This window comes from Pseudomonas sp. TH43 (assembly GCF_016650635.1).
Lineage (GTDB): Bacteria > Pseudomonadota > Gammaproteobacteria > Pseudomonadales > Pseudomonadaceae > Aquipseudomonas.
Window position 1 is genome coordinate 1,704,547 of sequence record NZ_JAEKFI010000004.1, and the last position, 12,044, is coordinate 1,716,590.

Sequence of the window (12,044 nt, forward strand, 5' to 3'; positions counted from 1 at the left end):
GCTCATACAGGGTCGTGCGGATTGCACGATTATTTCGTAGCAGATTTGATTCTTACGGAATTGAGAGCGGGTCGCGGATGTCAGAAAAGTACGCAGGTAAAGCCCTGCAAACCGCTGATTGTTTAAAAAACCAACAAAATCAACGTATTGGCCGTAATGGCAGGAGAGAGCTACCCTCCTATGGCTGGCTTCGTTCAGAATCAACCATGCAACTTGCCCGATTTTTCCGGGACTAACCTCAGACCAATCACTATGGAGCGTAGGAAAAATGGAATCTGCCACTGAGCATCAAGGCCGCATTCTGCTGGTGGACGATGAGTCCGCCATCCTGCGTACCTTCCGTTATTGCCTCGAAGACGAAGGCTATACGGTGGCCACTGCCAACAGCGCGGCTCAGGCCGACGCACTGCTGCAACGTCAGGTCTTTGATCTGTGCTTTCTTGACCTGCGTCTGGGCGAAGACAACGGCCTCGACGTCCTGGCGCAGATGCGCATTCAGGCACCGTGGATGCGCGTGGTGATCGTCACCGCGCATTCGGCTGTAGATACCGCCGTGGACGCGATTCAGGCGGGCGCCGCTGATTACCTGGTCAAGCCTTGCAGCCCTGATCAGCTACGTCTGGCCACCGCCAAGCAACTGGAAGTGCGTCAACTGTCGGCGCGTCTCGAAGCGTTGGAAGGCGAGATCCGTAAACCCAAGGACGGTCTCGATTCTCACAGCCCGGCGATGAAAGTCGTGTTGGAAACCGCGCGGCAAGTGGCCGGTACTGACGCCAACATTCTTATCCTCGGCGAATCGGGTACCGGTAAAGGCGAGCTGGCCCGGGCGATTCACGGCTGGAGCAAGCGCGAGAAGAAATCCTGCGTGACCATCAACTGCCCGTCGCTGACGGCGGAATTGATGGAGAGCGAGCTGTTCGGCCACAGTCGCGGTGCGTTTACCGGCGCCAGCGAAAGCACCTTGGGGCGAGTCAATCAGGCGGATGGCGGTACGCTGTTTCTCGACGAGATCGGCGATTTTCCCCTGACGTTGCAGCCTAAGTTGCTGCGTTTTATTCAAGACAAGGAATACGAACGGGTCGGGGATCCGGTGACTCGGCGTGCCGATGTGCGGATTCTGGCGGCGACCAACCTCAATCTCGAGGACATGGTGCGCGACGGTCGTTTCCGTGAAGACCTGCTCTATCGCCTCAACGTCATCACCCTGCATCTGCCGCCACTTCGCGAGCGCGCCGAGGATATCCTTAATCTGGCCGACCGCTTCCTTGCGCGCTTCGTTAAAGAGTATGCGCGTCCGGCGCGGGGCTTCAGTGATGAAGCGCGCGAAGCACTGCTCGGTTATCGCTGGCCGGGCAACATTCGTGAACTGCGCAACGTGGTCGAGCGCGCGAGCATCATTTGCCCGCAGGAGCGTGTGGAGATCAGCCATCTGGGCATGGCCGAGCAACCGGCCAACAATGCGCCAAGAGTTGGTGCAGCGCTAAGTCTGGACGAGTTGGAGAAGGCTCACATCGGCGCGGTACTCGCCACGGCGGGTACGCTGGATCAAGCGGCAAAAACCTTGGGCATCGACGCCTCGACCCTTTATCGCAAGCGCAAGCAGTACAACCTGTGAGTGCCGGGCGATGAAACTGGCGATGAAGTTGCGCACGCGGCTGTTCCTGAGTATCTCCGCATTGATCACCGTGGCCTTGCTCGGGCTGATGCTCGGGTTGGTCAGCGTGATGCAGATGGCCGGTTCGCAGGAAACCCTGGTGCGCAGCAACTTTGTCACCCTCGATCTGGGGCTCAAGCTACGGCAGACACTCGGTGATCAACTGATCCTCATGCTCGCCGAAAAACCTGACCCGGTTGCGTTCGAGGCGTCCAAACAGCATTACTTCAAGCTGCTCGATGAAGGCATTGCCCAAGAACAGCAGGGTGATGGTCGCCAGTACGGTTTCAGTCAGGCCAAGGCCGATTACCTGAGTTTTCTTGAAGCGTTCGACCTGTCCCGCGACCCGGCGACAGCGATGAGCAACGACGCCAACTTCAGGCAGCGTTTCAACACCCTGCGCAACGGCCTGATCACCGAGCACAAGCACGCGCTGGACAACATCAACGCGGTACAACGCGACGCGCGTGATCGGGCGCTGTTGGTCGCCGGCTTGCTGGGGTTGGTGGGGCTGGCGGTGTTGATCATCGGTTTCGTTACCGCCCACGGCATCGCTCGGCGCTTCGGTGTGCCCATCGAAGTGTTGGCCAAGGCCGCCGATAACATTGGTCAGGGCAACTATGAAGTGACCCTGCCGATTTCCTCGGCCATGGAAGTAAACCTGTTGTCGCGTCGCTTCGGGCTCATGGCTGAAGCGTTGCGTGAACACCAGGCCACCAACGTCGACGAACTGCTGGCCGGCCAGCAGCGGTTGCAAGCTGTGCTCGACAGCATCGACGATGGCCTGCTGATGATTGATCGCCAAGGGCATCTGGAGCACCTCAACCCCGTGGCTCAGCGCCAGTTAGGTTGGGACGACGATCGGCTGGGTCAGGGCTTGGGCACGGCGTTGCAGCGGCCGGAGCTGGATGCGCAACTGCAACTGGTGCTGCGTGGAGGCACCCTTGAGCGTGCACCGGAAGACTTGAGCATCGAGGTCGACGGCGAATCCCGTCTGCTGACTTACAGCCTCACACCGGTCAGCCACACCCAAGGCCACATTCTGGGTGCGGTGATGGTATTGCATGACGTAACCGAGCAGCGCGCCTTCGAGCGCGTGCGCAGTGAGTTCGTCTTGCGCGCATCACACGAGCTGCGCACGCCGGTCACCGGCATGCACATGGCTTTCGGGCTGTTTCGTGAGCGGGCGAAGTTTCCGGCGGATTCGCGCGAGGCCGATCTGCTCGACACGGTGAACGAGGAAATGCAGCGCCTGATGCAGTTGATCAACGACTTGCTCAACTTCTCGCGTTATCAGAACGGTTTGCAGAAACTCACGCTGGCGCCGTGCTCCATTGAAGACTTGCTGGAACAGGCGCAATCGCGTTTTGCCGAGTCGGCGGCGGACAAAGGCATCGCCCTGGACATCGAGGTGCAGGGGCCGCTGCCGCGTTTGCAGGCCGATCAGGCCCAGCTCGACCGCGTCCTCGACAATTTGATCGACAACGCCCTGCGCCATACCGCCCGCGACGGTCAGATCCGTTTGCAGGCGCGGCGCCACGGCGAGCGGGTGATCATCAGCGTTGAAGACAACGGCGAAGGTATTGCCTATGGCCAGCAGGGGCGGATCTTCGAGCCGTTCGTGCAGGTTGGGCGCAAAAAGGGCGGGGCCGGGCTTGGCTTGGCACTGTGCAAGGAAATCGTCCAACTGCACGGTGGGCGGATGGGTGTTTATTCGCGGCCGGGGCAGGGCACGCAGTTCTATATGGCGCTGGCCGTTTAAGTCGGCTCAAAACGGCCTGAGCGTCGCTTGGCGAGTTTCGTATAGAGCCTAGGCTTCGTCGTCCAGCCGCCGAGCCGCGAGGCGGCGGCCACGGGTGATCAGTTCAATGAACTGCACCGCGCTCAGCGCATGGGCGAACAACCAGCCCTGACCAAACTTCACGCCCTCACTGCTGAGCAATTCAGCTTGCGATTCGAGTTCGATGCCTTCGGCAATCACCTTCAAATCCAGTGCCTGCGCCATGTGAATGATGTGCGGAGCGACGCCGCTGCTGGCGGCATCATGGCCGAGCGCGTCGATGAACGCTTTATCGATTTTCAGGCAGTCGACCGGCAGGGTTTGCAGGTAGGCGAGGCTGCAATAACCGGTGCCGAAGTCGTCAATGAGTACTTGATGGCCGACATCGCGCAGCGCTTGCAGGTTTTCCCGCGCGACCACTACATCGATCAAACCGCGTTCGGTGACTTCAAAGGCAATCTGTCGCGCCGCGACCCGGTGCAACGTCAGCAACCGCGCCATGACCTGGCCAATGCGCGGCACCATCACATCGCAAGCGGCGAGGTTGACCGAGATATACAGCTGCGGATTGGCGCGCAGTAGCTGGCCCAGTTGCTCCAGCAAGCGTTGGAGGACGAAGTCGGTCATCTGACGGATCTGTCCGGTGTTTTCCGCCATCGGGATAAACAGGTCGGGGCTGGTCAGCGTACCGTCCGGGCGACGCCAGCGCAGCAGGGCTTCGGCGCCGACGCAGTTGCGGCTGTCGAGGTCGAAGATTGGTTGGTAGAGCACCTGCAATTCGCCGCGACGGATCGCGCCGTGGAGTTCGGCATCCAGCGACTGGCGCTGGCGCACCAGCAGGAAGGTGAGAAAACCGACGATGGCACCGGCCACCAGACAAACCGGGATCATCCACCACCAGATGGCGGGGATGTGCATGCCAGTGCGCGGCGTGATCAGCACCAATTGGTATTCCGGGTTGTCGGTGGGCATACGGTAGATCAACCGGGTATGCGTGACCTGCAAGGCGTTGTGGCTTTTCGGCGGCCAGTGTTCCGCGGGTGGCCAGGTCTGTTCCGTACCCAATACCGGGATGGCTCGGGTGCCATGATCCAGCACCACTAAAAGGCTGCTGCCGGGCGACAGATCGACCATGTCGGTCAAATGGCCGCGCGAGGTGGCCACCCGAAAATTGCCCCGACCGAGCATCAGCGCTGCGCGGTTTTCATCGGGTTCGGTGGTGGTGTTCAGCCAGTAGCTGTAAGTCGGGCCTTTGATGTCCGGCGCGCGGACAACCGATAAGCCTTCCTGACGCGGACGGTTTGAACAGATCCGCGAGGCGTCCATATAAGCGGCTTCATAGACGAAACGATAGTTGAAGGTGACTTGTTGCAGGGTGGCGATCATTTCATCGTCACAACTGCGTAAGGGTTGGGCTTCGAGGTCGTCGAGACTTTCGCGCAACTGGCCGAACAATTGTTCAAGACGAGCGAGGAAACGTTCGCCTTGCGCGTTCATTTCCTGGCTCTCGCTTTGTTCGACCTGACGCATCGCCACAAACAAACCGCCGGCGATCAACAGGCTGGCACTGAGGACAGCCGCGATCATCGCCAAAAACCAGGGGCGATAAAACCAGCTACGCAGCGTCTCTCGGGTAGCAACCATCATGGAATATCCGAAGAGTTACCAATGAGTTATAGCTGCTGATCACGATTTCGCCCTGACCGTCGGGCGGGCGTCATTATTTTGTCTGATTGAGTACCAGCAGCAGCGCTGCCGTTTGCGCGTCCGGCGTGCCGTCGAAGCGCGAGGGCCGGAAGTGCATCTGAAAGGCGGCGAGAACATGTCGCGTGGCGACGTCGAGTTCGCCGGTCTGCGGGGTGTCGTAACCCAGGTGTGCCAGCTGCGCCTGGAACCAGCTGATGCTCGGCAGTTCGCTGCTGTTGAACAGCGCTTGCTGACGCGCCACCGCTTGTTCATTCGGCCAGATGCCGAGTCCTTCAGCGGCAAGGCGTTTCCAGGGGAACAACGGTCCCGGATCGAGTTTGCGCAGGGGGGCGATATCGCTGTGACCGATGATGTGGCGGGGGCTGATGCCGTTGCGCTTGCTGATGTCCTTGAGCAGCGCGATCAGTGCTTGAATCTGCGCCTCACTGTACGGATACCACAGGCGCCCGGTCGGGGTGTCCTTGAAGCCGGGATTGACGATTTCGATGCCGATAGAGCTCGAGTTGAGCCAGGTGCGGCCTTGCCATTGGCTTTCGCCGGCGTGCCAGGCCCGCTGGTTTTCATCCAGCAGTTTGTAGACGGTGCCACGCGTGTCGTCGCCGATCAGGTAGTGGCTGCTGACTTCGCCGTGGGTCAGCAGTTGCAGCGAGCGTTCCAGCGAAGCCGAGGTGTAATGCACGATCACGAACTGGATGCGGCTGTCGTGATTGGCCGAAGGGTGGCTGGTGTCGTAGCGCGGACCGCTGGCACAACCGGCGAGAACGAGCAGGGAGGCGAGAAGGGCAAAGAATTTCATGGCAGAAGGCAGTACACAGAAGACGATAATGCAACAGTGTAACGTACTGCCTGGCGTCTCGACGGCCAGCGGGCGCATTTAAACAAAATGGAACAATTGGCTCAGCCCAGCTCGACCCGATTGCGTCCTGCATTTTTTGCCCGGTACAGCGCCTGATCGGCTCTTTTCAGCACCAGATCGCTGTGTTCGCCGGGTTTGAACGAAGCCAGTCCCATTGAGATGGTGATCGTTACACGCTCGCCCTTGAAGTGGAACGGGCACGCTTCGATGGCCGCCCGCAGGGTTTCCAGCAACTTGGCGCCGAGCGCGGGCGGGGTGGCTGGCAGCAGCAGGACGAACTCCTCGCCGCCGAAGCGGGCGATGAAGTCTGAGCCGCGCAGGCGTTTGCGCAGCACGGTGGCAATGATCTTCAACACCTTGTCGCCGGCCAGATGACCGTAGTTGTCGTTGATCCGTTTGAAGTGATCAAGATCGAGCATCGCCAGGCTCAGGGTGTTGCCGTGTTGTTGCCACTGCTTGATCTCGTGCTCAAGGCGTTCGCTCCACGCGGCGCGATTGGGCAGTCCGGTGAGCGGATCGATCAGGGCTTTCTGGCGTTGCACTTCAAGGTGTTCGCGGAAGCCTTGGGCTTCCTGTTCCATGTGCGCCACCCGTTCGGACAGGCCTTTGAGCCGCGCTGCGACTTCCTGTTCGCGGGCGTCGCGCTGTTTCTGGTGCTGATCCATGGTGCCGAGCAGGCCTTCCAGATGGTTTTCCAGCACTTGCTTGAGGTCTTCCAGATCCGCCGCTTCCTGCATGCTGGTCTGCAAACCGTCGACTTGTTCGCGGATCTGCGAGTCCATCGCCCGCGCCGCCGAGCTATTGTCGGCATGGCCATCGCTGGCCGCTTGCAGGTTGCTCTGAAATGTTTCGAGGCGTTCGTTGAGTTGCTGCAAATACACTTCGAATTCGTGCTGACCACTGTCGGTAATTGCCAGCATCAGAGTTGCCAGATCGTCGAGGATCGGGATCAACTCGTACCAGTTCAGACCATGTTGCAGCCGTTCACGCATCGCTTCGGCTTGCGGTCGGTGGCGTTCGGGCAGGGTCAGGTCGTCGAGCAGGCCGATCAGGGTGTCTTCGATGTGTTTGGCCACGGAGCTGTAGGACGGCTCCGGGGAGTCCGGCAGGGCGAACAGAATGTCGTGCTCGGACTGTTCCGGATCGATAGCGGCCAAAGCCTGTGCGATAGGCCCGGGCAGGGGCAGGCTGTCGAGGATCAGCGGGGCCGGATCGCCGGGATGAATCAGTTCGTCGGGGTTGATCGCGACGGTGGTGAGCGGCGTCGGGGCATGAGCCCAGGGCTGAGTTTCAGCTTGAGCGAAAACCGGCTCGAGTTCGGCCTCGAGGGATGGTGCTGGCGTTGCAGCGGGGGCGCTGGCCGTTTCGCTGACAACCGTGGGCGGCACGAAGGCGACCACGTCCGGCTCCGGCTTGATCTCGGCGAGTGGCGTCGGTGTATCAAGCGCTGGCGCAGGTTGCTTGATCGGTGGCGCGGTAACCACCGACTCAGTGAGCGCGACGGGGGCCGGTGGCGAGGGTTGCAGTTCGGGCTCCGTGGCAACCGGGGCTTGCGCGGTTGGCGCTATCGGCGCTGGCGCGGGGGCCTCCGTTACTGGGGCAGGCGTTTCCTCGTTTTCTCGACTGCCAAACAGACGCTGCAACAGTCCCGGACGCTCCGGCTCCGCCGGCGTCTCCAGCTGGCTCAACGCCTTGCCCTGCAAGCCGCTGAGTTCGCTCAGCAGCAGCGGCATTTCCCGCGCCTGGCCGACGCGGCCATCCAGTTGTTTGGCGAATTTCTTCAGCGGTTGCGCCACTTCCCGTGGCAACGGCAAAGCCTGCAACTGAGCGACCAGCGAAGTCAGCGCGGTACTCATCTGATCAATGCGGGTTTCGCGACGCTGCTCGGAGTCGAGCACGGCTTTTTCCAGGCGTGGCAACAGTGCGGCGAGGCCGGCGTCCATGTCGTCAGTGCGCACCACGTCGCGCATCTCTTTCATGCACTGATCAACCACCTTGTCAGTGCCTTCAGCCGCCAGGGTGCTGCGCACCAGCCCGCGACGCAGCAAGTCCAGGCGTGCGGCCCAACGCCGTTCGAGCTTGTCCTGGTTTTCGATGCTTTTGAGGTATTTCTCTTTCCAGCGCTGGGCGTCGTCGCTCATTCAGGGGTTCCGCGAGGGGCAGGACTCATCGCGGGCAATGCATCGGCCGTGAGCGAACCCGGCAGACGGATCTCTACCGCGACCGGCAGGTGATCGGAAATGGGTTGTGCCAGCACTTCGACTCTTTCCAGGGTCAGGGTCGGGCTGAGCAGAATATGATCAAGGCAACGCTGCGGGCGCCAGCTGGGAAATGTCGCTTCCAGTTGAGGGGCGAGCAGGCCGAGATCGCGTAACGGTGAGTGTTGTAGCAGATCGCTGGCATGGGTGTTCATGTCGCCCATCAATACTTGGTGTTTGTAACCACCGATCAGCTCACGAATGTAGGCCAGTTGCAGGCTGCGCGTTCGCGCGCCGAGGGCCAGGTGCATCATCACGACCACCAGCGCTTCCGGGCCTTCGCCGAAACGCAGCAGAATCGCCCCACGACCTTTCGGGCCGGGCAACGGGTGATCTTCGATCGCCCACGGTTTCAGGCGGCTGAGCACGCCATTGCTGTGCTGGGCCAGTCGACCGAGGTTGCGATTGAGTTGTTGATACCAGTACGGGAAGGCGCCGAGGTGGGCCAGATGTTCGACTTGGTTGACGTAGCCTGAGCGCAGGCTGCCGCCATCGGCTTCTTGCAGAGCGACCAGATCGAAGTCGCCCAGCAGGTCACCGATCTTTTGCAGATTGCCTGAACGCCCGGTGTGCGGCAGCAAGTGCTGCCAGCTGCGGGTCAGGTAATGCCGATAACGCTCGGTGCTGATGCCGACCTGGATATTGAAACTGAGCAAGCGCAGACGATGGTCTGCGGGCAGGCCCGTGGACGCCAGGTGATGCTCGTTGACCTGCGGATCATGCAGGCCAACGACGCGTTCAGACTTCCAGCGGCGCATGGCAGTTGCCGCGCTTAGTTGGCAGCAGCCTTGGTTGCCGCTCGCTCTTTGGCGACCAGGTCGTCAGCCAGTTTCAGCGCTTGTTCTGCACCACCGGCGGAGCCGATGTCGAAGCGGTACTTGCCGTTGACGATCATGGTTGGAACGCCGGAAATTTCATACTTCTTGGCCAGTTCTTTGGCTTTTACAATCTGGCCCTTGATGGCGAAGGAGTTGAAGGTGGCCAGGAACTTGTCCTTATCCACGCCTTGAGTGGCCAGGAATTCAGCCATTTCCTGTGGATCGGTCAGGCGTTTGTGTTGTTTCTGGATCGCTTCGAAAACTGCCGCGTGAACCTTGTGCTCGACCCCCATGGCTTCCAGGGTCAGGAACATCTGGCCGTGAGCGTCCCACGGGCCGCCGAACATGGCAGGAATACGCACGAAGTTGACGTCGGACGGCAGTTTTTCAACCCAAGGGTTGATCACGGGTTCGAAGGCGTAGCAGTGCGGGCAGCCGTACCAGAACAGCTCGACCACTTCGATCTTGCCAGGCTCTGCCACCGGGACCGGGTTGGCCAACTCGACATAAGGGGCGGCAGGGGCTTCGGCGGCTTGAGCGGTCACGCCGAACAGGCTGGCAGCGACGAGAGCGGCGCTGATGATCAGATTACGCATGCTTTACTCCTGGACAATTTTGTTCGCCTCGCGCGACCTGTTTTCAGACAGGCCCTGGCGGGCATGAGTTCTGTAGTGTAACGGCAGCGGCCACAAAAAAGGGCGGCCCAAGCCACCCTTTTTATACTTGCTGCGACGGATTAATCGAGCGTTAACATTGCAGGAGATGTCCGCTCCTGTATTCGATCGCGCAAGCCGCCAGTAGGCGCTGCCGGAGGCTGCGATCTTCTGATTGTCAGCCTCGCTCAACACTCGATACGGCGCGCTTAGTGCAGACCCTGAATGTAGCTGGAGACCGCAGCAATGTCTTCGTCGCTCAGGCGCTTGGCGATGGTCTGCATGGTCATGGTGTCGCCATCGTTGGTGCGGCCGCCTTCTTCCTTGCGGAAATCTGTCAACTGCTTGGTGATGTATTGAGCGTGTTGGCCACCCAGATGCGGGAAGCCTGCGGCGGCGTTGCCGGCGCCGTTGGGCGAGTGGCAGCCGGTGCAGGCGGGCAGGCCCTTGGCCAGGTTACCGCCGCGGAACAGGGCTTCACCGCGAGCGACGATCTTCGGATCAGCCGCGCCGACGCTGCCTTTCTGGCTGGCGAAATAGGCGGCGATGTCGGCCAGATCCTGATCGCTCAGGTTGGTCAGCAGGCCGGTCATTTCCAGAACAGTGCGCTTGCCCGACTTGATGTCGTGCAGTTGCTTGGTCAGGTAGCGCTCACCTTGCCCGGCCAGTTTCGGAAAGTTTGGCGCCATGCTGTTTCCGTCCGGGCCATGGCAGGCTCCGCATACGGCGGCTTTCGCCTGGCCTGCTGCTGCATCACCGGCAGCATGAGCGAAACCTGAGATTCCCACGGTCAACAGCAGACTCACGATCAATTTGTTCATCAGCTAATCCAACTACGGCTAAGGGTTAAGTTATGGACCGGGCTTACTCGCTCATCCAAAGGATGATGGCTTGGTAATCCTCGGCACTGCAGTCCATGCACAAACCACGCGGCGGCATCGCCTTGAAACCCTGGGTCACGTGTTGCACCAGCGTCCCCATACCTTTCGCCAACCTCGGCGTCCAAGCTTCCTGATCGCCTCTTTCGGGCGCCGTTGGGAGTTGGCCGGAATGACAGGCACCACAAACACGGTTGTACACAGCTTCCGGATCCTGTGTAGCCTGTGCGCCGTAAAGCGGCATCAAGACTCCGGCAGCCAGCAGCCATTTCGTCATAAAACGACCTTTTCAGGGTTGAGAGCGTTCTGCGTTCTAATGCGCAATGAAGGTTTGTCGCTCTCGTGAACTTCATCCTACGCTGGGACAAAGCACACACAAAATCTGCGGCATTATATACTGGCGTCACTGAAACGGAAGCGACACCGCGTTCCGCGCCCAATCCCGGCGCCGCCCACATCGGAAATCCCATGCAACTCAAGAATCCCATCCTCGGCCTGTGCCAACAGTCCACATTCATGCTCAGTGCCGCCAAAGTCGATCAATGCCCTGACGACGAAGGCTTTGAAGTGGCGTTTGCCGGTCGTTCCAACGCCGGCAAATCCAGCGCGCTGAACACTTTGACTCACGCCAGCCTTGCGCGGACCTCGAAAACCCCGGGTCGCACACAGCTGTTGAACTTCTTCAAGCTAGACGAAGATCGCCGTCTGGTCGACCTGCCGGGCTACGGTTACGCAAAAGTACCGATCCCGTTGAAGATGCACTGGCAGCGTCACCTTGAGGCTTACCTCGGTGGCCGCGAGAGTTTGAAGGGTTTGATTCTGATGATGGACATCCGTCATCCAATGACCGACTTCGACCTGCTGATGCTCGACTGGGCCGTTGCCGCCGGCATGCCAATGCACATCCTGCTGACCAAAGCGGACAAGCTGACCTACGGCGCAGCCAAGAACACCCTGCTCAAAGTGCAGTCGGAAATTCGCAAGGGTTGGGGCGATCTGGTCACCATCCAGCTGTTCTCGGCGCCAAAACGCATGGGCCTGGAAGAGGCCTACACTGTATTGGCCGGCTGGATGGAACTGGCTGACAAGGGTGCCGAGGCGGCTGCCGAGTAAATCGGGATATGGAAATTTGTTTGTAGTGTGTTCAGGCAAGGCGAAAGCACGGTGAAAAGCGGCCGGGGTCGCGCTCGACTTTAGGGAACCTAAATGAGCATTTGAGCTGTGCTTTCAACGCGGCATGAACGCGCTACAGACAAATTTTGGGCAAAAAAAGCCCCGGATTTCATTGGGGAGGGAGAAATTCCGGGGTTTAAGTTCCGAACCGCTAGGGCGGGGTTCAGATATCTGCCAACACTTAACACAACATAGGAGCATCGAAGGGCTTCACCAGCCATTCAGTAACTCTGAGTAGTGTCCTTCCAGATTAGTTCAGATTTTTTT

10 protein-coding genes are annotated in these 12,044 nt (G+C 60.0%); 3 read left to right on the forward strand and 7 right to left on the reverse strand.

Annotated elements, in window-relative coordinates; translation table 11 throughout:
• The first annotated feature begins 268 nt into the window (after positions 1 to 268).
• A complete protein-coding gene (gene algB, locus JFT81_RS24170) occupies positions 269 to 1,615 on the forward strand; it encodes a sigma-54-dependent response regulator transcription factor AlgB (RefSeq protein ID WP_201148757.1) in 1,347 nt (448 codons plus the stop codon).
• A 10-nt stretch (positions 1,616 to 1,625) separates the two neighbouring features.
• Positions 1,626 to 3,416: a KinB sensor domain-containing domain gene (locus JFT81_RS24175; protein WP_201229574.1), complete on the forward strand. Its 1,791-nt coding sequence runs from the start codon at positions 1,626 to 1,628 to the stop codon at positions 3,414 to 3,416.
• Between the two features lie 48 nt (positions 3,417 to 3,464).
• On the opposite strand, the gene JFT81_RS24180 is transcribed toward JFT81_RS24175, so the two are convergent.
• From JFT81_RS24180 to JFT81_RS24210, 7 genes are all read right to left on the reverse strand, one after another.
• Positions 3,465 to 5,081, reverse strand: a complete 1,617-nt coding sequence (locus tag JFT81_RS24180; RefSeq protein ID WP_201229578.1) for an EAL domain-containing protein — start codon at positions 5,079 to 5,081, stop codon at positions 3,465 to 3,467.
• A gap of 73 nt (positions 5,082 to 5,154) precedes the next feature.
• Positions 5,155 to 5,937, reverse strand: a complete 783-nt coding sequence (locus tag JFT81_RS24185; protein WP_201148756.1) for an N-acetylmuramoyl-L-alanine amidase — start codon at positions 5,935 to 5,937, stop codon at positions 5,155 to 5,157.
• Between the two features lie 101 nt (positions 5,938 to 6,038).
• A complete protein-coding gene (locus JFT81_RS24190) occupies positions 6,039 to 8,138 on the reverse strand; it encodes a GGDEF domain-containing protein (protein WP_201229580.1) in 2,100 nt (699 codons plus the stop codon).
• Positions 8,135 to 9,013, reverse strand: coding sequence for an endonuclease/exonuclease/phosphatase family protein (locus tag JFT81_RS24195; RefSeq protein WP_201229588.1), 879 nt, complete (start codon positions 9,011 to 9,013; stop codon positions 8,135 to 8,137). Before JFT81_RS24195 ends, JFT81_RS24190 begins: the two co-directional genes overlap by 4 nt.
• A gap of 14 nt (positions 9,014 to 9,027) precedes the next feature.
• Complete coding sequence (locus JFT81_RS24200; protein WP_201229589.1) at positions 9,028 to 9,669, reverse strand: thiol:disulfide interchange protein DsbA/DsbL; 642 nt, start codon at positions 9,667 to 9,669, stop codon at positions 9,028 to 9,030.
• A 266-nt stretch (positions 9,670 to 9,935) separates the two neighbouring features.
• Entirely contained in the window at positions 9,936 to 10,547 is a 612-nt protein-coding gene (locus tag JFT81_RS24205; RefSeq protein ID WP_095113107.1) for a c-type cytochrome, read from the reverse strand.
• Between the two features lie 43 nt (positions 10,548 to 10,590).
• Positions 10,591 to 10,881, reverse strand: coding sequence for a c-type cytochrome (locus JFT81_RS24210; RefSeq protein ID WP_201229590.1), 291 nt, complete (start codon positions 10,879 to 10,881; stop codon positions 10,591 to 10,593).
• Between the two features lie 191 nt (positions 10,882 to 11,072).
• On the opposite strand from JFT81_RS24210, the gene yihA reads away from it, so the two are divergent.
• Positions 11,073 to 11,717 carry a ribosome biogenesis GTP-binding protein YihA/YsxC gene (gene yihA / locus JFT81_RS24215; RefSeq protein ID WP_008081236.1) on the forward strand — a complete coding sequence of 215 codons (645 nt, stop codon included), beginning with the start codon at positions 11,073 to 11,075 and terminating at the stop codon, positions 11,715 to 11,717.
• Positions 11,718 to 12,044: the final 327 nt, after the last annotated feature.

What these genes read in the sequence shown, in the direction of transcription:
- algB (WP_201148757.1), top strand. Translation starts at nt 269, where the DNA reads ATGGAATCTGCCACTGAGCATCAAGGCCGCATTCTGCTGGTGGACGAT.
- JFT81_RS24175 (WP_201229574.1), top strand. Translation starts at nt 1,626, where the DNA reads ATGAAACTGGCGATGAAGTTGCGCACGCGGCTGTTCCTGAGTATCTCC.
- JFT81_RS24180 (WP_201229578.1), bottom strand. Translation starts at nt 5,081, where the DNA reads ATGATGGTTGCTACCCGAGAGACGCTGCGTAGCTGGTTTTATCGCCCC.
- JFT81_RS24185 (WP_201148756.1), bottom strand. Translation starts at nt 5,937, where the DNA reads ATGAAATTCTTTGCCCTTCTCGCCTCCCTGCTCGTTCTCGCCGGTTGT.
- JFT81_RS24190 (WP_201229580.1), bottom strand. Translation starts at nt 8,138, where the DNA reads ATGAGCGACGACGCCCAGCGCTGGAAAGAGAAATACCTCAAAAGCATC.
- JFT81_RS24195 (WP_201229588.1), bottom strand. Translation starts at nt 9,013, where the DNA reads ATGCGCCGCTGGAAGTCTGAACGCGTCGTTGGCCTGCATGATCCGCAG.
- JFT81_RS24200 (WP_201229589.1), bottom strand. Translation starts at nt 9,669, where the DNA reads ATGCGTAATCTGATCATCAGCGCCGCTCTCGTCGCTGCCAGCCTGTTC.
- JFT81_RS24205 (WP_095113107.1), bottom strand. Translation starts at nt 10,547, where the DNA reads ATGAACAAATTGATCGTGAGTCTGCTGTTGACCGTGGGAATCTCAGGT.
- JFT81_RS24210 (WP_201229590.1), bottom strand. Translation starts at nt 10,881, where the DNA reads ATGACGAAATGGCTGCTGGCTGCCGGAGTCTTGATGCCGCTTTACGGC.
- yihA (WP_008081236.1), top strand. Translation starts at nt 11,073, where the DNA reads ATGCAACTCAAGAATCCCATCCTCGGCCTGTGCCAACAGTCCACATTC.